Annotated in this window: 10 protein-coding genes; 5 read left to right on the top strand and 5 right to left on the bottom strand. The window is 70.3% G+C overall.

The annotated features are described in order from the left end of the window. The first annotated feature begins 23 nt into the window (after positions 1–23). Together ABZ803_RS13545 and ABZ803_RS13540 are read left to right on the top strand one after the other, a co-directional pair. Positions 24–10,829 carry a type I polyketide synthase gene (locus ABZ803_RS13545; RefSeq protein ID WP_357036655.1) on the top strand — a complete coding sequence of 3,602 codons (10,806 nt, stop codon included), beginning with the start codon at positions 24–26 and terminating at the stop codon, positions 10,827–10,829. Positions 10,830–10,837: 8 nt separating this feature from the next. Then, positions 10,838–11,371, top strand: a complete 534-nt coding sequence (locus ABZ803_RS13540) for a PaaI family thioesterase (RefSeq protein WP_357036652.1) — start codon at positions 10,838–10,840, stop codon at positions 11,369–11,371. A gap of 49 nt (positions 11,372–11,420) precedes the next feature. Here the strand turns inward: ABZ803_RS13540 and ABZ803_RS13535 are convergent, their stop codons facing one another. Then, positions 11,421–13,451: an NADPH-dependent 2,4-dienoyl-CoA reductase gene (locus ABZ803_RS13535; protein WP_357036648.1), complete on the bottom strand. Its 2,031-nt coding sequence runs from the start codon at positions 13,449–13,451 to the stop codon at positions 11,421–11,423. Positions 13,452–14,337: 886 nt separating this feature from the next. On the opposite strand from ABZ803_RS13535, the gene ABZ803_RS13530 reads away from it, so the two are divergent. Next, positions 14,338–14,604: a hypothetical protein gene (locus ABZ803_RS13530; RefSeq protein WP_357036645.1), complete on the top strand. Its 267-nt coding sequence runs from the start codon at positions 14,338–14,340 to the stop codon at positions 14,602–14,604. Between the two features lie 141 nt (positions 14,605–14,745). On the opposite strand, the gene ABZ803_RS13525 is transcribed toward ABZ803_RS13530, so the two are convergent. After that, complete coding sequence (locus ABZ803_RS13525; protein WP_357036642.1) at positions 14,746–15,366, bottom strand: helix-turn-helix domain-containing protein; 621 nt, start codon at positions 15,364–15,366, stop codon at positions 14,746–14,748. A 122-nt stretch (positions 15,367–15,488) separates the two neighbouring features. Here ABZ803_RS13525 and ABZ803_RS13520 point away from each other — a divergent pair, with 122 nt between their 5' ends. Next, positions 15,489–16,136 carry a 2-oxoglutarate/malate transporter gene (locus ABZ803_RS13520; RefSeq protein ID WP_357036639.1) on the top strand — a complete coding sequence of 216 codons (648 nt, stop codon included), beginning with the start codon at positions 15,489–15,491 and terminating at the stop codon, positions 16,134–16,136. Between the two features lie 369 nt (positions 16,137–16,505). Here the strand turns inward: ABZ803_RS13520 and ABZ803_RS13515 are convergent, their stop codons facing one another. Further along, a complete protein-coding gene (locus tag ABZ803_RS13515; RefSeq protein WP_357036636.1) occupies positions 16,506–17,111 on the bottom strand; it encodes a TetR/AcrR family transcriptional regulator in 606 nt (201 codons plus the stop codon). Positions 17,112–17,247: 136 nt separating this feature from the next. Here ABZ803_RS13515 and ABZ803_RS13510 point away from each other — a divergent pair, with 136 nt between their 5' ends. Next, a complete protein-coding gene (locus ABZ803_RS13510; RefSeq protein WP_357036633.1) occupies positions 17,248–18,477 on the top strand; it encodes an alpha/beta hydrolase in 1,230 nt (409 codons plus the stop codon). A 67-nt stretch (positions 18,478–18,544) separates the two neighbouring features. On the opposite strand, the gene ABZ803_RS13505 is transcribed toward ABZ803_RS13510, so the two are convergent. Both ABZ803_RS13505 and ABZ803_RS13500 read right to left on the bottom strand, forming a co-directional pair. Beyond that, entirely contained in the window at positions 18,545–20,080 is a 1,536-nt protein-coding gene (locus ABZ803_RS13505) for an FAD-dependent monooxygenase (protein WP_357036630.1), read from the bottom strand. A gap of 197 nt (positions 20,081–20,277) precedes the next feature. Next, entirely contained in the window at positions 20,278–20,499 is a 222-nt protein-coding gene (locus ABZ803_RS13500; RefSeq protein ID WP_357036627.1) for a hypothetical protein, read from the bottom strand. Positions 20,500–20,510: the final 11 nt, after the last annotated feature.

Raw genomic sequence — 20,510 nt, 5'->3', positions numbered from 1 at the left:
TTGCACGATCAGGAGCCCCACCGATGGCCGACACCGACGAGCTTCGCCGCTATCTGAAGAAGACCGCGAAGGAGCTCTACGAGACCAAACAACACCTGCGCGAACTCACCGATCGGACGCGGGAGCCCATCGCCATCGTCGGAATGGCCTGCCGGTACCCCGGCGGCGTCCGATCCGCCGAGGACCTGTGGCGCGTCGCCGCCGAGGGTGTGGACGCCGTCGGCGGGTATCCCTCCGACCGCGGCTGGGACCTGGAGCGGTTGTTCGACCCCGATCCGGACGTCCCGGGGACGGTCTACACGCGGGAGGGCGGTTTCCTCGACAGCGTCGCCGATTTCGACGCGGGCTTCTTCGGCATCAGCCCGCGCGAGGCCGCCGCGATGGACCCACAGCAGCGCTTGATGCTCGAGGCGGCCTGGGAGGCCCTGGAGGACGCCGGCATCGACCCGCTGTCGCTGCGCGGGAGCGACACCGGCGTGTTCGCCGGGGTGGCCCACCAGAACTACGGGCCCCGCGTCGGCTCCCCGGATATCACGGCCGAAACGGAAGGCCATGCCTATCTGGGTGTTTCCAGCAGCGTGCTGTCGGGCCGGATCGCCTACACCCTCGGGCTGGAGGGGCCGGCCGTCTCGATCGACACGGCATGCTCGTCGTCGCTGGTCGCCCTGCACCTCGCGTCCCGAGCGCTGCGCAACGGCGACGCCACCCTCGCCTTGGCGGGCGGGGTCACCGTGATGTCGGATCCGTCGCTGCTCATCGCGTTCGCGCGGCAGCGCGCCCTCTCTCCCGACGGCCGGTGCCGGGCATTCGCGGCGGCGGCCGACGGCACCGGTTTCTCCGAGGGACTCGGCGTGCTGGTGCTCGAACGGCTGTCCGACGCACGGCGGCTCGGGCACACCGTCCTGGCGGTCGTCCGCGGCAGCGCGATCAACCAGGACGGCGCGAGCAACGGGCTGACCGCGCCGAACGGCCGGTCGCAGGAAGCCGTGATCGGGCAGGCGTTGCGCGATGCGGGCTTGACGCCCGCCGACGTCGACGTGGTGGAAGCGCACGGTACGGGCACGATGCTGGGCGATCCGATCGAAGCACGGGCGCTGATCGCCGCCTACGGTGCTCGGGAGACCGAGACGCCCTTGCGGCTGGGATCGCTGAAGTCGAATATCGGGCACACCTCGGCCGCGGCGGGCGTCGGGGGCGTGATCAAGATGGTGCAGGCCATGCGGCACGAAATGCTGCCGAAGACCTTGCACATCGACGCGCCCACTCCCCATGTGGACTGGTCGGCGGGTACCGTGCGGCTGCTGCGGGACAGCGAGCCGTGGCCCACCGGTGCCGGAGTCCGGCGCGCGGGCGTGTCGTCGTTCGGCGCCAGCGGCACCAACGCCCATGTCGTCCTCGAGGAAGCGCCCGCCGACCCGGCCCCCGCCGAAACGGAGTCCGAGCCCGCTCCCGCCGAAACGAAAGAAGCGTCGCTGCACGCTGTTCCGTTGCTGTTGTCGGCGGGCTCCGGCGCCGCACTGCGGGAACAGGCGGACCGCTTGCGCCGCTGGATGACCGACGCCCCGGAGACGGATTCGCGGGATATCGCGCATTCGCTGCTCACCTCCCGTGCCCGGCTGGAGTGGCGAGGCGCCGTCGTCGGCCGCGACCGGGACGAACTCCTGGCCGGTCTGGCGGCCCTCGCCGAGGGACGCTCCACGCCGGGCGTGATCGAGAGCCGCGCCCGCGCGGGACGCACGGCGTTCCTGTTCACCGGTCAGGGCGCGCAGCGCGCCGGAATGGGACGGGAACTGTCCGCGGCGTTCCCGGTGTTCGCGGCGGAGCTGGACCGGGTGTGCGCCGAATTCGATCCGCTGCTCGGACGTTCGCTGAAGGACCTCCTCGCTGCCGAGGCGCCGGACGGCGACAGCGCGCCGGGACCGCTGGATCGGACCGAGTTCACCCAGCCCGCGCTGTTCGCCTTCGAGGTGGCGCTGTACCGGCTCGTCGAATCCTTCGGTCTGACCCCGGACGTGCTGCTCGGCCATTCCATCGGCGAATTGGCGGCGGCATATGTCGCCGGAGTGTGGTCGCTGCCCGACGCGTGTGCGCTGGTGGCGGCACGCGGCCGTCTCATGGGGGGCCTGCCGGCGGGCGGTGCGATGCTGGCGGTGGCGGTTCCGGAAGAGGAGGCGTCGGCCGCGCTCGACGGGTACCACGGCCGGGTCTCCGTGGCGGCGGTGAACGGGCCGTCGTCGGTGGTGCTGTCCGGTGACGCCGACGCGGTCGCGGAACTCGAGCGGCACTTCGGCGAGCGAGGTCGCCGGACGAACCGGCTGCGCGTCAGCCACGCCTTCCATTCGGCGCGGCTGGACCCGATGCTGTCCGAGTTCCGGACGGTGGCTTCCACTGTCGCCTATCGACGGCCGACGATCCCGATCGTCTCGAACGTCTCGGGGGTGATGGCAGGCGACGAACTGACCGACCCCGAGTACTGGGTCCGTCAGGTCCGGGCGGCGGTGCGGTTCGCGCCGGGCGTCCGGGCGCTGGCCGTGAGCGGGGTGGTGCGATTCCTGGAGGTCGGTCCCGACGCGGTGCTGTCCGCGATGACCCGGGAATGTCTCGCCGACCAACCCGATATCGAGGCCCGCTGCACGGTGGTCGCCGCCGTGCGGCGTGGCGCGGACGAGGCCGGGCAGCTCACCGCTTTCCTGGCCGCAGCCCACGCCGCGGGCGCCGAAGTGGATTGGCGGCCGCTGTTCGCCGGCCGCGCGCCGCGCCGAGTCGCCCTGCCCACCTATGCTTTTCAGCGTCAGCGGTACTGGCTGCCGCCGACCGACGGGATCGGCGATGTGAGCCGCGCCGGTCTTACCGCGATGGACCACCCGATGCTCGGCGCGGCGCTGGCGCTGGCCGGCACGGACGAGTGGCTGTTCACCGGCCGCCTGTCCACGCTGTCGCAGCCGTGGCTGGCCGACCACACGGTGTTCGGCACGGTGCTGTTGCCCGGCACCGCGTTCGTGGAGTTCGCGCTGGCGGTCGGCGCGCGACTGAACGCCGCGACGGTCGACGAACTGGTCCTGGAGGCGCCGTTGCGGCTGGACGAGGGAACCGAGGTCGATCTCCAGATCAGCGTCGAATCGCCCGACGACACGGGGCGCAGGCGCTTCGTCATCGCGTCGCGGACAGTCGGTGAGCGGACCGCCGGGTCCACGCACGCACGCGGTGTGCTCGCGCCCGCCACGGAAGACGCGCCGGCCTCCGGCGGTACCGACGGGCCGACCCCGGACGAGGACGCGACGACCGGAGACGCGCTGTACGACGAACTGGCCGCACGCGGCCTCGATTACGGACCCGCGTTCCGTGGCGTGCGCCGGATCTGGCGCCGCGACGATGCCGTCCTGGCCGAAGTGCGCCTCGGCGAGACGACCTCGGACGCCGCGCGTTTCGGTGTGCACCCAGCTCTGCTGGATGCCGCACTGCATGCCGCTGTCGACGTATTGGCCGCCGATTCGCCCGCACATCAAGCGCCGCTGCCGTTCTCCTTCACCGGCGTGCGGTTGTCTCGTGGTGGCGCGAGCGCGGCGCGGGCGCTGATCCGGCCCATGGGCGCGGACGGGGTGCGGGTCGAGTTGCGCGACGATATGGACGCGTTGCTGCTCACCATCGACGCGCTGCAGGCGCGGCCGGTCGACAGCGACGCGGTGCGCGACACCCGCTCGGCCGCACCCCACGGTCTTTACGACGTGCAGTGGGTGGCGGTGTCCTCCGGCGCGCCGTCCGGCGCGGTGCGGCTGGCCGCGGTCGGCGGACCGGCCCGATCCGATTTCGACGAACACCATTCGGATATGGCCGCGTTCACCGCGGTCGCCGGGACCTCCGACGGCCGCCACGCCGACGCGGTGGTGTGGTTCGCCGAGCCCGGAACCGAGCCTACCGACAGCGCCGAGGCCGACAGGGTGCGCCGCAGCGCGAACACCGCGCTGGTCACGGTGCAGTCCTGGTTGCGCATGCCGGAGTCCGGCGATACCCGGCTGGTCGTGGTGACCCGCAACGGCGCCGGGCGGCCCGGCGAGGATCCGGACCTGGCGGCCGCGGCGATCTGGGGACTGCTGCGCAGCGCGCAATCGGAGCATCCGGGCCGGATCGTCCTGGTGGACGCCGAGCGCGACGCGGTCGTCGGGCCCGAGCTGATCTCGGTGGCCCTCGCCACCGACGAGCCTCAGCTGGCGGCGCGCGGGGGCGACCTGCTCGCGCCCCGGCTCACCCGGCGCGGCGAGGTGACCGGCGCGCCCGTCGGCCTGGGCTCGGGCGCGGTGCTGATCACCGGCGGCACAGGTGGATTGGGCGCCCTGGTGGCCCGGCACCTGGCCGCGACGCATGGTGTGCGGGACCTGGTCTTGGTGTCCCGCCGTGGCGAACGGGCCGACGGTGTGGCCGAGCTGGTCGCCGAACTGACCGGACTCGGTGCCCGGCCGCGGGTGCTGGCCTGCGACGTCGCCGACCGTGCCGCGGTGCGGGCCCTGCTCGGCCGGTTGGCCGACGGTCCGGAGCTGACCGCCGTGATCCATGCCGCGGGCGTCCTGGACGACGCGACGCTCGACGCGCTCACCCCCGACCGGATCGAACGGGTCTTCGCGCCCAAGGTCGACGCCGCCCTCCACTTGGACGAACTCACCCGGGACCGGAACCTTTCGGCGTTCGTTCTCTTCTCGTCGATCGCCGCGGTCCTCGGCTCGGCGGGCCAGGGCAATTACGCCGCCGCCAACTCGGTGCTGGACGCGCTGGCCCGGCGTCGCGCCGCGGCGGGACTGCCCGCGGTCACGGTGGCCTGGGGTCCGTGGAATCAGAACGGCGGGATGACCGCCGACCTGGGCCGCGCCGGTCTGGAACGGCTGTCCCGCATGGGTTTCCGGCCCCTGACCGAGTCCGACGGGCTCGCGTTGTTCGACCGTGCCGCCGGCGCGGACACGCCGGTGGTCGCGGCCGTGGATTTCGACACCGCGGCATTGTCCGCGCAGGCCCGCGCGGGGTTGTTGCCGCCGCCGCTGCGTTCGCTGGTAGCGGTACCGCGCCGCGCCGCAGGGGGTGGCGGCGACTTGGCGGAGCGCCTCGCGTCGGCGCCGCCGGACCGGAGCGACGAGATCGTGCTGGAATTCGTGCGCGGGCAGGTCGCCGAGGTATTGGGCCACCCGACGGGCGATCTCATCGAGGCCGACAAACCGTTCAGCGAGCTGGGATTCGACTCGCTGGGCGCGGTGGACCTGCGCAACCGCCTGACCAAGGCCACCGGTCTGCGTCTTCCGTCCACCCTCGCCTTCGACCACCCGACTTCCGCCGCCGTCGCTCGGCTGCTGCGTTCCCGGATCGAGGGCGCCGGACCGGGAGTCCGCCGCGCGCGGCAGCGCACGCGAGCCGACGAACCGATTGCGATCGTCGGCATGGCCTGCCGATACCCCGGCGGAGTCACCTCGCCGGACGACCTCTGGAATCTGGTGGCCTCGGGTACGGACGCCATCAGTGAGTTCCCGGCGGATCGCGGCTGGGATCTGGATCGCTTGATCCATCCGGACCCCGAGCACCCCGGCACCTCCTACGTCAAGCAGGGCGGGTTCTTGACGGACGCGGCCGGCTTCGACGCCGGATTCTTCGGAATCGGCCCGCGGGAGGCGAACGCGATGGACCCGCAGCAGCGTTTGCTGCTGGAGGTGTCGTGGGAAGCGCTCGAGCACGCGGGTATCGATCCGGTGTCGCTGCGGGGCACCGACACCGGCGTCTACACGGGCGTGATGTATCAGGACTACGAGGTCTTGACCCGCAAAGCCGGTCCCGAGGCCGAAGGCTACGTCGGTACCGGCTCGGCGGCGAGCGTGGTCTCGGGGCGCATCGCGTATTCGCTCGGCCTGGAAGGTCCCGCGATGACGGTGGACACGGCGTGCTCGTCCTCGCTGGTGGCGCTGCACGTGGCGTGCCGGGCGCTGCGTCAGGGGGAGAGTTCGCTCGCCCTGGTGGGCGGTGCGACGGTGATGGCCACGCCAACGGTGTTCGTGGAATTCTCCCGTCAGCGCGGCCTGGCCGCGGACGGGCGGTGCAAATCGTTCTCGGCCGCCGCCGACGGGGTGGCCTGGGCGGAGGGCGCGGCCGTCCTGGTGGTCGAACGGCTGTCGGACGCACGACGACTCGGCCACAACGTGCTCGCGGTAGTGCGCGGCAGCGCGGTGAACCAGGACGGCGCCAGCAACGGCCTCACCGCGCCGAACGGCCCGTCGCAGGAGCGGGTGATCGCGGCCGCGCTGGCCGACGCCGGGCTCGGCCCCGCGGAGGTGGACGCCGTGGAAGCGCACGGGACCGGCACGACCTTGGGCGACCCGATCGAGGCACAGGCGTTGCTCGCCACATACGGGCAGGGCCGTCCGGAGCAACCCCTGCGGGTCGGATCGCTCAAGTCCAATATCGGCCACACCCAGGCGGCGGCCGGAGTCGGCGGCGTGATCAAGATGGTGCAGGCCCTGCGCCACGAGTTGTTGCCGAGAACCCTGCACGCGGACGAACTCTCCCCGCACGTGGATTGGTCGGCCGGATCGGTGCGGGTGCTGACCGACGCCGAGCCGTGGACCGTCGGCGACCGGGTACGACGCGCGGGAGTGTCGTCGTTCGGCATCAGCGGCACGAACGCGCATGTGATCCTCGAGGAAGCGCCCCCGTCCGCGCACGACGAGCGCACGGCGGCGGGCCCCGATCCGGTGGCGGGCGACACGGTGCCGCTCGTGGTCTCCGCGAAAACCTCCGAAGCGCTGCGGGCTCAAGCCGAACGCCTGCGCTCCTGGCTGCGGGACGAGCCGGAGATCGACTCGCGGCGGGTGGCGCGTGCGCTGCTCGACTCCCGCGCGCTCCTGGATCGCCGTGGCGTGGTGGTCGGACGCGATCGGCAGGAACTGCTCGCCGGGCTGGCCGCGCTGGCGGCGGGCGCGACGTCGCCTCATGCGGTCGAAGCACAGGCGGTGCCTGGCGCCACGGCCTTCCTGTTCACCGGCGGCGGCGCGCAGCGCGTCGGCATGGGCGCGGACCTGTACCGGGCGTTCCCGGTCTTCGCGAGCGCGCTGGAGGAAGTCTGCGCGGAGTTCGACCGGCATCTCGGAGGTTCGCTGCGGGAGGTGATGTTCACCGACGCCGCCGGGGTGCTGGACCGGATGGACTGGATGCAGCCCGCGTTGTTCGCGTTCGAGGTGGCGATGTTCCGGCTGCTGGAATCGTACGGTCTCGTGCCGGATGTGCTGGCGGGTCACTCGCTCGGCGAACTCGTCGCGGCATACGTGTCCGGGGTCTGGTCGCTCGCCGACGCCTGTGTCCTGGTGGCGGCGCGAGGACGGTTGATGGGGGCCGCGCCCTCCGGTGGGGCGATGTTGGCGGCCGCGGTGTCGGAGACGGAAGCGGAGGACCTGCTGACCGGCCTCGGTGACAGGCTCGCGATCGGGGCGGTGAACGGCCCGGAGTCGGTGGTGTTCTCGGGGTACGCCGATGCCGTCGGCGAGATGCAGCGGCGGCTGACCGAGGCGGGACGCAAGAACACCCTGCTGCGGATCTCGCACGCGTCCCATTCGATGCTGATGGAGCCCGTGCTGGAGGAATTCCGTACGGTGGCCGAGGGACTGACCTATCGCAGGCCCGCCGTGCCGATCGTGTCGAACGTTTCCGGCGCGCAGGCCGGTGACGAGGTGTGCGATCCGGGCTACTGGGTGGCGCAGGTGCGCAGCTGTGTGCGTTTCGCTCCCGGCGTGCGCAGTCTCCTCGACGCCGGGGTACGCCGTTTCGTCGAGGTCGGTCCGGACGCCGCGCTCACCGCCATGACCGGGGAATGCCTGGCCGAGCGTCCGGAGGTGGCGGCGAAGTCGCTGGTGGCGGCGTCGTCGCGGCGGTCGGTCCACGAGGTGACCCAGTTCGTCACCCTCCTCGCGCAGTCCTACGCGGCAGGGGTACCGGTGCGCCTGCGGTCGCTGCTACCCGCGGGAGACGCACGGGTGACGCTGCCGACGTACGCGTTCCAGCGCCGCCGCTATTGGGTGCAGCCCGCTCCCGAGATCGCGACGGGGTCGTTCGGGCATCCGCTGCTGACCAGCGCGGTACCGCTGGCCGGGAAGGACGAATGGCTGTTCACCGGCCGGTGCTCGACGCGTACCCAGCCTTGGATCGCCGACCACGCGGTGTTCGGCTCGGTGTTGCTGCCCGGAACGGCCTTCGCGGAGATGGCGTTGGCCGCGGGCGCGCATCTGGACGCCGGGGTGGTCGAGGAACTGCTGTTGCAAGCTCCCCTCCTGCTCAGCGCGGGCGTCGAAACCGATGTGCAGCTGAGTGCCGGTGGGCGGGACGAGGAAGGGCGGCGCAGTTTCGCCATCCACTCCCGCCCGGCGGCCCGGGACGCGGCCGACGCGGGGGAGTGGGTGCAGCACGCGAGCGGTGTCTTGAGCACGGCAGACGACGAACTCGCTCCGGTCTGGGGCGAACGGGCATGGCCGCCTTCGGATGCGGCGCCGTCGGACGGGTCGCTCTACGACCGACTGGCGGAGCGCGGCCTGGACTACGGTCCCGGCTTCCAAGGCGTGACCGCGCTGTGGTCGCGCGGTGAGCAGACTTTCTCCGAGGTTTCCCTCGACGAATCCGTCACCGCCGCGGCGGCGTCGTACGGTATCCACCCGGCGCTGCTGGACGCCTGCCTGCACGCGGCGCTCGGCGATCTGATCGGTGAGCTGCCCGCCGGGCAGGTGCCGTTGCCCTTCTCGTTCGCCGGTGTGCGGTTGTGGCGACCTGGACCCACCGCCGTGCGCGTTCGCGTCGTCCGCGATGCCGAGGGACAGGTCGCGATCGACATCGCCGACGAGACCGGCTCGCCCGTGGCGCGCATCGATGCGGTCTCCGCCCGTCCCATCGCGGCCGACGCCTTGGGGCCCGTGGCCGCGGCGCGTCGTGCGGCGCCCCTGCTCCTGCGCTGGACGCGAGCGGAGCTACCGGCGTTGCGGGCCGTGCCCGACCGCTTGGCGACGATGGGACAGACCCGGGTATCCGGCGTCGACCGCCACTACGCCGATGTCACCGAACTGACTGCGGCCGAACCGCTTCCGGAAGTGGTCGTGTGGTCGCCCGGCGACGATCCGGCGAACCCGGTGGATCCGCGGGCCGTGCGGCACGCGACCCGCACGACATGGCAGTTGCTGCGGTCCTGGCTGTCGAGCGAGCGGCTGGCGGAGACTCGGCTCGTGGTGGCGACCCGCCGGGCGACGGGCTTGCCCGGCGAATCGATCGATCTGGCCGCCGCGGCGGTGACCGGCCTGGTCCGCAGCGCGCAGTCCGAACAACCGGGCCGCATCGTGCTCCTGGACCACGACGAGGACCTGGACGCGAACACGGTGCTCGGCGTCGTCGAATCCGGGCACGCCCAAGTGGCGGTCCGCAGGGGAGAACTGCACCTACCGCGCCTCGCCGCTGCCGACCTCCCCGAAACACTCGGCAACACAGGCGGTTTCGGTGACGGAACGGTGCTGGTCACCGGTGGGACCAGCGGACTGGGCGCGGTGCTCGCCCGGCACCTGGTCGTCGCACACGGCGTCCGGCATCTGCTGCTGGTGTCGCGCCGCGGCGCGTCCGCCGACGGGGTGGCGGAACTGGCCGCCGAGCTGGACGGGCTGGGTGCGCGCACCCGGGTCGCCGCGTGTGACGTGGCCGATCGCGAGGGCCTGGCCGCCGTGCTGGAGTCGATCGGCGACGAGCACCCGCTGACGGCGGTCATCCATTCCGCGGGCTTGATCGACGACGCCACCATCGAGACGCTGACCGAACGACAGCTCGATCGCGTGCTCGCCCCGAAGGTCGACGGCGCACTGCACCTGCACGAGCTCACTCAGGGCCGGGACTTGGCGGCGTTCGTCGTGTTCTCATCGGCGGCGGCGATTCTGGGGTCGCCCGGACAGGGCAACTACGCGGCCGCGAACGCGTTCCTCGACGGGCTCGCGCATGCCCGCCGCGCACAGGGGCTGCCCGCCTTGTCGGTCGCCTGGGGTCTGTGGAACCAGGGCACGGGCATGACCGCCGAAATGGACCGCGCCACGGTGGCGCGGCTGCAGCGCATGGGTCTGCGGATCCTCGGTGAGGCGGACGGGACGGCGCTGTTCGACGCCGCGCTCGCCACGGACGCGGCCGTGGTCGCCTGCGTCGAATTCGACCAGCCCGCCCTGGCGGCGCAGGCACGTGCCGGGCTGCTGCCCGAGGTGCTGAGCGGCCTGGTGCCCAGCCGTGCGCGGCGAGTCACGGCCGCGCGCGTGTCCGGCGGTCTGCTGGCCGACCGGCTCGCCGCGGCGCCGGAGGACGAACGCGACGCGTTGGTGCTCGGATTCGTGCGCGAGCACGCCGCGGCGGTACTGGGCTACCGGTCCGCGGCCGCCATCGATCCCGAAACACCGTTCAGCGAGATGGGTTTCGATTCGCTGGGCGGCGTCGAACTGCGCAACCGGCTGTCGGAAGGCACGGGGACGCGTCTGCCCTCGACCCTGGTATTCAACTACCCGACGGTGAGCGCGGTGGCGAAATTGCTGCGGTCGCACTGGGAGGCGACCGCGACCACCTCGGCGATCGACGACCAGATCGCCGCGCTCACCGCGTTGTTCGCGACGCTGCCGTCCACGGAGGACAAGGCCCGGCTGGCCGAACGGATCCGCGCGGCGCTGACCGACGCCGTGGACGAACCCGAACCCGAAACCGAATCCGAGCCCGCCGCCGCGCAGGGCCGGGACGCCGTGGCGGCGGCCGCCACCGCGGACGAACTGTTCGCTCTCATCGACCGGCAGATCTCCGGAAAGTAGAGGAAGTCATGACACTCAACGACCTGTCGGCGATTGCGGTGACCGATGGCGTGCGCTCGCTGCACCTGGAGTGGGACGACCCGGGCATCGCCGTGCTCGGCATGATCCAGCTCTCCCGCGACGAACTCGTCGAGCGCATCCGCACCGGCGCCGTGCCGCTGCCGCCGCTGGCCAAACTGCTCAACATCGAGGTGGTCGACGCCGAGCCGGGGCGGATGACCTTGAGCCTCAACCCCGACGAGCGGCATGTGAACTTCCTCGGCGTGGTGGGCGGCGGTGTCGTCGGTACGGTGCTCGACGTCGCGATGTGGGGCGCGGTCCAGCTGTCTGTGGACGACAAATCCATGCTCACGACCGTGAGCATGACCTCCAATCTGGTGCGCGGAGTCTCGCACAACCAGGGTGCGCTACAGGCGATAGCGGAGGCGGTGCACGTCGGCCGAACCACAGCCACCGCCGAAAGCCGCCTCGTCGACGCCAACGGCAAGGTCTACGCGACCGCCGTCGCGACCTTCGTGCGGATGGGCGGCGGAAAGGGGTGACTGCCGGTGGGCCCGGGGACGTGGTCCCCGGGCCCACCGCGGTCCACGGTCAGAGTTCCGCCGCCAGCTGGGTGCCCTGCTGGATGGCGCGTTCGGCGTCGAGCTCCTTCGCCTCGTCGGCTCCTCCGATGACATGCACGCGCACGCCCAGGGATTCGAGCTGGTCGCCTAGGTCGCGAACCGATTCCTGGCCCGCGCACACCACGACGTTGTCGACTTCGATCACCCGGCGGCCCTGCCGTTGCGGGCCGAAACTGATGTGCAGGCCGCGATCGTCGATCCGCTCATAGTTGACGCCGCCGATCTGCTGGACACCGCGCGCCTCCAGGGCGGCGCGATGGATCCAGCCGGTCGTCTTCCCGAGAGTCAGTCCGAAGGGCCCCGACTTGCGCTGCAGGAGGGTGACTTCCCGGATTCCCGGGGCGGGCCTGCGGGGCCGCAACTGGCCTGGAGCGTGGATGTCATCGGTGACACCCCACTCGTCGCGCCATTCGTCGAGCGTCAGCGGGCCCTGGTGACCGGCGGTGAGGAATTCGCCGACGTCGAATCCGATTCCGCCCGCGCCGATGACGGCCACCCGGTCCCCGACGGGCTTCTCCCGCCGGATCAGTTCCGGATACGACAGCACCATCGGGTGATCGATTCCGGGGATGTCGGGAACGCGGGGACGCACGCCGGTGGCCAGCACCACGTCGTCCCAGTCGCCTGCCGCGAGCTGTTCGGCGGTGACGCGGGCGTTCAATCGCACGGTGACGCCGGTGAGTTCCAGCTTGCGCCGGTAGTACCGGATCGTCTCGTCGAACTCTTCCTTGCCGGGAATGCGGCGGGCGAGGTCGAACTGACCGCCGATCCGATCCTCGGCTTCGAAGAGTTCCACCTGGTGCCCGCGCTCGGCCAGCCCGATCGCTGCCGACAGCCCGGCCGGACCGGCCCCGACGACCGCCACCCGCTTGGCCCGCCTGGTGGGCAGCAGTTGCAGCAGCGTCTCGTGGCAGGCGCGGGGATTCACCAGGCAGGACACGGTCTGCCGGGTGAAGGTGTGATCCAGGCAGGCTTGGTTGCAGGCGATGCAGGTGTTGATCTCGTCCACGCGGGATCCGGCGGCCTTGTTCACCCACTCCGGATCGGCCAGCAACGGCCGGGCCAGCGAGATGAGGTCCGCTTCACCCCGCTCCAGGATCTGTTCGGCGACCTCGGGCATGTTGATCCGGTTCGACGCGCACACCGGAATCGAGATGTGTTCCTTGAGCGCCGCGGTGTATCCGACGAACGCGGCCCGCGGCACCGAGGTGACGATCGTCGGCACCCGCGACTCGTGCCAGCCGATATCGGTGTTGATGACGTCCACCCCGGCGGCTTCCAATTCCTTGGCCAGGTCGATGATCTCCGCGTAGGTCTGCCCGTCCTCCACGAATTCCGCCAGCGACATCCGGAACATGATGAGCAGGTCGTCGCCGACGGCGGCTCTGGTCCGGGTGGCGACCTCGACCGGGAACCGCCGCCGGTTCGCTGCCGATCCGCCCCAGCGATCGGTGCGGGTGTTGGTGCGTGGCGCGAGGAACTGGTTGATCAGGAAGCCTTCGCCGCCCATGATCTCGACACCGTCGTAACCGGCCAGCTGTGCCAGCCGCGCGCAGCGCACGTGATCGGCGATCGTGGTCTCGATCTCCTGCTCGGTGAACGCCCGCGGCTCGAACGCGGTGAGCGGCGACGCCACCGCCGAGGGAGCCAGATTGGTGGGAATGTTCGAATCGCGGCCCCCGTGCAGGATCTGCAAGGCGATCTTGCCGCCCGCCTCGTGGACGGCCTCGGTGATCACGCGGTGTCGCTCCGCGTCGGTCTCGTCCAGCATGGCGCACGCGAACGGCCACAGCCATCCGTCGCGGCTGGGGGAGTATCCGCCGGTGACGATCAGCCCCACCCCGCCGCGTGCGCGTTCGGCGAAGAACGCGGCCAGCCGGTCGATGTGCCAGGCCCGGTCTTCCAGGCCGGTGTGCATGGAGCCCATCACGACTCGGTTGCGCAGTCGCACCCTCCCCAGGTCGATCGGCGACAGCAAATGAGGAAAGGCGGAACTCATGGGATGAACCTAACGGCAGCTACCCGCCTCCGCAATCGCTGGCGGCCCATGCCATCAGCGACGCACGGCCGGAGTCGTCCCCGCTCCGGGGTAGGGGCGACAAGTCGGCAACTCGAACCCCCGGAACGGCCGCGCCGCCCGGCGATCGGGCCGCGCCGTTCCCGGCATCGGGAAGACGCTTATTGACAATCTTCCTCGTCGCACCTACATTTACCCGGCCCTACCGGAATATGAAACACGTTGTGCGCGAGCAGGATCCATGCAGGCGAGGCGGTCCATCGCGTAGCGCCTGCGGCGGGCCTGGTCACTGCCTCGTGCCGGTATCCGGTTCGACGCGCAGATCCTTCTTGCGTGCGGTGGGCTGCGGCGCGGCGGCATTGTTCGCCGCCTGCACCGGATTCGCCGCCGGCGGTAGCGGCGGGATGGACAGAGGTGGCTGACGACGTTGCTGGTTCGGCGTTGTTCCGTCAAAGGCTCGAGGTCATGGCGTTACTTCGAATATGCCCGCTGAACCCATGCCGCCGATGCACATGGTGACTACGTCGTATCAGCGTTTCGTCGCCCTCATCGCGGCTCCGATGCCGCGCCCCGCCGCCTGTCACGATGGCGCTTTTCTCGCTGGCCGACGGACACCGTCGTGGACCGAACGCGCATGCGTCAGCGGGCTCCGGATCGGCGGAATCGAGAGTTCACCTGTCGCGTGGCCGACAGTCTCCCGCCGTCGGGTGACTCCGACCGCAGCCCACCTTGGTGGGATCGAACCACGTGAAGGGTGAGTTGCTGTGCACCCTGTGTGGCCTTTCGGCGCGGGCCTGCGTCGATGAGTCTGGACAGCGTCATCACGACAGCGGGACCGCCCCGCCACACCATCCGAAGGAGCACGAACATGACCATCAACCAGCGCTCGACTCGCCGCAGCCACCGGTTCACACGCGCCCTGGCGATCGCCGCGGCACCCGCCGTGCTGGGCGTCGGCCTGGTGACGGCCGGAGTCGCCCACGCCGATCAGGACCCCAACCTGCCGACCTGTCGCTGGCCCAACTTGGTGTGTGGCCCGCAGACCAATCTGACACCCGGCGGGCAAACCAACCTCACCCCCGGCGGCCAGACCAACCTCACCCCGCACCGGCCATACTCCCGAATGATCGACTGACCGCCCCGCTCGTGATCACCATGCCTGCGCGCGGCCACGCCAGCCCCGGCGGGGCCGCGGCACGCAGAGACGCGGGATCGGCAGCCGTCGACGCCGCCCCGTCGACCAGACAACAGCCGCGCCGTGCCCGAAACCAACCACTCAACTGTTGAGTAGTTCGCGGGCGAGGGTGTCGGTCCACCAGCGCTCGATTTGGTTGGGTTGCCAGGCTCGCTCGGTGGCGAGGATGGTGTAGACGTCGATATTGCAGAGCGCGGCGTAGATATCAACGGCGGCTGGGAGATCTGGGCGGAGGGTGCCTGCCGGCCAGGAGGAGAACACTTCGACCCGGGTTCGGTCGGCCGACTGTCGGCCCTGGCGGTAGAGGTCGGCGAAGTCGGGTTCGGTGCGGGCCGATTCACGCACGAGCATGATCAGATCTCCGGCCTGTTCGAACAGTCTCCTGTCGTAGCCGGCCATCGCGGCGAGCTGCTCGGCGGGTGTGGTGGACGATTCCAGTTCCGACAGCATCCGTCGGGGGTCGGCGGACAGATCCGCGGCGTGTACCAGCGCCCACACCAGTCCTGCCTTGTTCCGGTAGGCCGCATAGACGGTCGGTGTGGATACCCCGGCCTCGTCGGCCACCTCGCGCATCGTCGTCGCCGCCCAGCCCCGCGTGACGAACAGTCGGCGAGCAGCGTCGGCTATCTCGGCACGCGTTTCGCGCGCCTGCGTTTCCCGGCGTAGTGAGTCGTAGCGCCGTCGGCTCTGTCGATCCTCCACTTCCGCACTGCCTTCCTACTGCCTATATTGAATAGAAGCTATGTTAATCCAATATGGGCGGGAGGCCGGGGTTCGCCCTTGGTGGCGCGACGCCCCGCTTCTCACAAGGGGAGGGTGTGTCGATGAGCGTGATCACAGCGGCCGGTATCGCTGGTCTCGGGTTCGTGCTGACGGCGATCGTCGTCAACGTCGGCTATGTGCGGGCCCGGTTGCCGTTTCCGGCGGCGGCCGAAGGCCTGGACGCGGTCACCGACGCCTTCGCGACAGTCGGCGCCCGGCTCAGACGGCCCTCGGTGCTTGCGCCGGTCGGATGGTTGTGCCTGACCGTCTTCGCCGCGGGCGTGTTGTCGGTGTTGTGGCGCGGCGGATCAGGGGTTTCGGCCTGGGCGTTGGTGGGGTTCGCCGGTGTCCTCATGCAGAACGTCGCCTTCATGTGCGTGGAGGCGCTGCGTTTCGGCCTGGCCGCCGCCGCGCACGATCGGGCCTCGACCGCGGGCTTGTGGGGTTTCAGCAACGTACTGTTCGGCTTCAACCAGGTTTTCCTGGCCATGGCAGTGCTCGGTTTCACCATCGCCGGCGCCGGTGTCGGATTCATCCCCACCTGGCACATCGGGCTCGGATATGTCAGTGCCGCACTGCTTTTCATATCAGCGGCGGCCAGTCCCTACAACGCCGAAGGCACAAGCCGTCTCGCCCCGATCGGCCTCATCGGCTGGCTCGGCTGGGCCGGCTGGATCATCGCCTACAGCATCGCGCTGATACGTCTATAGGGACAACGCCCACAGGTGTCACGCATTCTCGCAAACGATCGGACACGAGAGTTCTGCGAGAGACCGCGAAGCGGCAGGATTACCGGCCTTTGCCTGCGTTCTGGTCGGCTTCGGCGTCGGATCGGTGTCCACGGCGGTCGCCGCAGGGCTCGCCCAGGTGATCCGTGAGCGGTGCGAGCGTGCCGGGGCCGCGGCGCCGGCGGCCTCCGACCCGGCCGCTGCTCGTGCGGCCGTGCGAGCGATTATCGACCGAATTCCCGACGCGCCGCCTGACTATCTACGAATGTCCTTCCGCCGCAGATCATTACGCGGGAACAATGGACATGGAGTGCACCGCTGATACCGACGGGGCGCTGACCGCCGCTCGGGTCAACGGCGCGCCGGTTCGATGTCGAGCGCGCGTTGCAGCTGGGTTGCCCACCAGCGCAGCTGAGCGGTCGAGTCTTGTGCTGCGGCGCCGGTGATGCCGGCGCTCCGCCGGAAGTCGCTGCCGTAGAGCGGCTCGGTTGCCATCGCCTGGTGAAGGGCCGCGACCGCGAGTCGCGTCTCGTCGAGAGAACTTCCGGGGGGACGACTCCGATGCAGAGCGTCGACGACCGGGTCGAGCATGCCGGCACCACGGTCGCGCCATCCCGCCGCGTGCAGCGCCACCGCGAGTTCGCCGTAGCCACCCCGGTACACCGTCTCCAGGGACTCGATGAGGTCGAGGAGATCGGTGCCGTGCTCCAGCCATGCGGCGACGACGTCTTGGAGCGCGGCTCGAAGCCGGCGTCCACCGTGACGAAGGAGTTCGGCGAGCAGCTTCTCGCGATTACCGAAGTGATGCGTGACGCCCGCATCGGTCATACCGACCAGCGCTGCCACCGCGCGCACCTGCACAGCGGCGACGCCTCCCTCGGCCAGCAGCGAAGCCGCGGCATCGAGGATCAACCGGCGGGCTTCGTCCGGTGGTCTGCGCGTTCTCGCGTTGGTCACCGCCGGAATCTTACCTTGACTTACCAAGGTTCTCCGGCGTACCGTTACCTTGATGAATCAAGGTAGATGGGGAGGGCATGTCGATAATCGAAATCACCGAGCCGAGAGGGAAATTCGGCAAGGAGGTGGCTCAGCGATGGCAGACATGAGCCTCACGCTGCACGACGTCACACTTCGGGCCACGGTGACCGGCACGGGGCCCGCGGTCCTGTTGCTGCACGCGGGCGAAGAGCGTCGCGACGTCTGGGCACCGGTCACGGAGGGGATGACCGAGTGCGGACTGCGGACGGTGGCCTTCGATCTGCGCGGGCACGGCGAGAGTTCCGGGCGGGCGACCACTTTGCGGGTGATCGCCGACGACGTGATCGAGATGGTGGCTCGCGAACCGGCGCCGATCGTCGTGGTGGGCGCCTCCCTCGGCGGGTTCGCCGCCGTCGCCGCCCTCGCGGAGCGGTCCGTCGCGCAGCGCGTCGTCGGCCTCGTGCTCGTGGACGTCGTTCCTGATGTCGATGCGGATCGCGCCCGCCGCTGGCTCGACGACCACGGGCTCCTCGCGCGCAATACCCAGCTCGCCGAGGACATTCTCGCGTCCCGCTCCGAGCTCCACGCGATCGTCGCGGCATCGGACCTGCCCATCCTGCTCGTGCGGGGAGGACGAAGTTCCCCGCTCGGCGACGCCGACGTAGACCGGCTACGCGCGGCCAACAGACGCGTCACCGTTACCCGCGTACCCGACGCCGGGCATCTCGTCGCTCGCGACGCCCCCGGGGAACTCGCCCGCATCGTTTCGGCGCACGCCACCAAGTGGCTCGGTACCGACGACGTCGTCCGTCGCGCGTTCGAGCTGCAGCGCACGCTCGGCGCCGAACGGATCGATCACCCAGGCGGGACCCTGTTCGAGCACCTACGCCGGGTGCACGCCCTCACCGTCGAATGGAACGCCGCGCCACGAGCCCGGCTGGCGTCGATCTGTCACGCGTCATACGGCACCGACGGGTTCCGGCACGCCCTGCTGCCGACCACCGATGACCAACAGCTGCGCCACGTCATCGGCCCTGACGCGGCGGCGCTGGTGTATCTCTACGGCGCATGCGATCGCTCGCGCACCTACCGCGAGCTCGGCCGACGGCCCTTTCCCGTGATCGATAGATTCACCGGCGGATCGAAGACGATCGAAGGAACCGAACTCCGCGATTTCGCCGTCCTGACCATCGCCAACGAACTCGACATCGCCCGCCACGCCCAGCTGCCACCGTCGATCCGCAGCGATATCCGTGACCTCGTCACCGCGCTGGCCACTTACGCGCCGGACGAGGCGGCGGTAGCTCTCGCCGACGAAGCGCTCGCTCCAGCGGACGCCGAGTGACCCGACCGGCTGAGCCGCAGTCCGGCAGGCGCTGTCGTGATCTCGTGGGAGCTCATCCGCGAGTGCGTTACGCGCCAGCCGGTGAACCGAACCAGTGCGTGAGCGCCGCGCGCAGCGTCTCGGCGGCGGTGTCGGCTGGTTCGCCGATCGCCGCAACCCAAGCCAGGTGACCGTCCGGACGGATCAGCAGGGCGTCGGCGGGCTGGTCTTCGGCTTTCCCGCGGTGGATCTCGACGACGTCACTCCACTCCTGGGCGATCGCGCGCAACCCCGGCTGGTCGGCGAGTTCGAGAAACACCGGCCGCGCGTTGTGCATGAGTTCCGCGACACAGGTGGCGCCCGCTTCGGTGTGCAGGGCGAGATCGGGCGCGAAGGTCCCGGCCAGCGGGTGTTCGACGCCCGGCATCGGATAGCGGATATCGCTGTGGCCGATCAGTCCTCCCATCCGGCGTAGCGCCGGCTCGTCGAGCAGCAACTCCTGCACGACCTGGCGCAGCGCCTCGTCGGCGTCGTCGCGGCCCCGCCGCAGCGCCACCTGCGCCCGGGTCTGCATCCGGGCCCTGGCACCGGCCATGTGCCGCTCGTCGTGATAGCTGTCCACCAGGCCTTCCGGCGCCCGGCCCCACACGGCCGCCGCCAGCTTCCAGCCCAGGTTCACCGAATCGAGCATGCCGACATTGAGCGCCGTGCCGGTGGCGGGCAGCAGGTGTGCCGCATCACCGGCCAGCAGGATCCGGCCGTCGCGATACCGCTCGGCCTGCCGATCCTTGAAGGTGAAGCGCGAGAGCCGCTTCGGGTTCGTCATCGGGAGGTCGACGCCGAGCACCCGCCGCACGCCGGCGCTGAGCTCGGCTAGGGTCAGCGGCTCCTCGTCGTCGTATTCGGTGGTCTCGTTCTCGGTGGCCATCAGGCTCGTTGTCCCGGATTCGGGGTCGATCGCGAACGCGAATACACCCCGATCGTTGCGGGTGAAGCCCTTGGCGACCCGCCCCAGCCCAGGCACATCGATATCGCCGTTGTCGAGCACGGTGACCGCGTCGCCCAACCGGACCTGGCCCAGCCGGTTGACCTCCGGATAGGTGGTGCCCGGGAACGGGATTCCGGCCACGTCGCGAATCCGACTGCGGCCGCCGTCGCAACCAACCAGGTAGCCGGCGCGCACCTGGTACGTCCCCTCCGGGCCACGGACCTGCGCGGTGACCGCGGCCACGTCCTGGCTCACGCCGAGCACCTCGTGTCCACGGCGGATCTCGGTGCCGAGTTCGCGAGCGCGTTCGTCGAGCAGTCGCTCGACGACGTGCTGCGGGATCGGCATCGCGCGCATCGGCGGATCAGCCAGCTGGGTGAAGTCCAGCTGCAGCGTGCCGAACGGGAACCGCGGCGCGATATTCGGGTCGCTGCTGGCCGCTTCGAAGCGCTCCAGCAGCCCGCGGTAGCGCAACACGTCCAGGATCCGCCCGCCGATTCCGCTGGCCTTCTGGGTTTCCCGGGGCACCAGGTGCTTTTCCAGCACCAACGGGCACACGCCGGCCAGGCTCAGTTCAGTGGCCAGGGTCAGACCGGCCGGACCGGCACCCACGATGATCACGTCGAAATCCGGCATTCGGACACTCCCTCTTTCCACAGCTTCTGGCGTAGCCGGGCAATTCTGCGGTATGAACCGGGTCTTGCCGCAAGCCCCCAGGTGCGCTATACCTTTAGCAGGGGAAAAGATCCGTCGTTTGCCGGGTTCGCTAACTTCAAGCTTCGGTAGTACCGAGCATTCCGTCTTCGACTGGTCACCCGCCCGCCTCGGGAGCGCTACAGAAGAAACAACGTGGGCCTCTCTATGCCGAGATCCTCGACGATCGCCGGCACCAGTTCGTCCAGCTCGTCATCGGTCACATAGACGGCGAGACGGCATTCAACTGGGACGCGCGCCGGGTCGTACGCCTCGTCCCACGCATGCGAACACCGCCAACGGTCGGAAATGACATCGCCCGCCTGCGTGGCAAATCCATTGTGCTGCAAGATCTGTGGCACCCGGTGCCGCG

Source organism: Nocardia sp. NPDC047648 (genome assembly GCF_040642815.1).
In the GTDB taxonomy this organism is placed as follows: domain Bacteria; phylum Actinomycetota; class Actinomycetes; order Mycobacteriales; family Mycobacteriaceae; genus Nocardia; species Nocardia gamkensis.
This window is presented reverse-complemented; position numbering and strand designations above follow the sequence as displayed.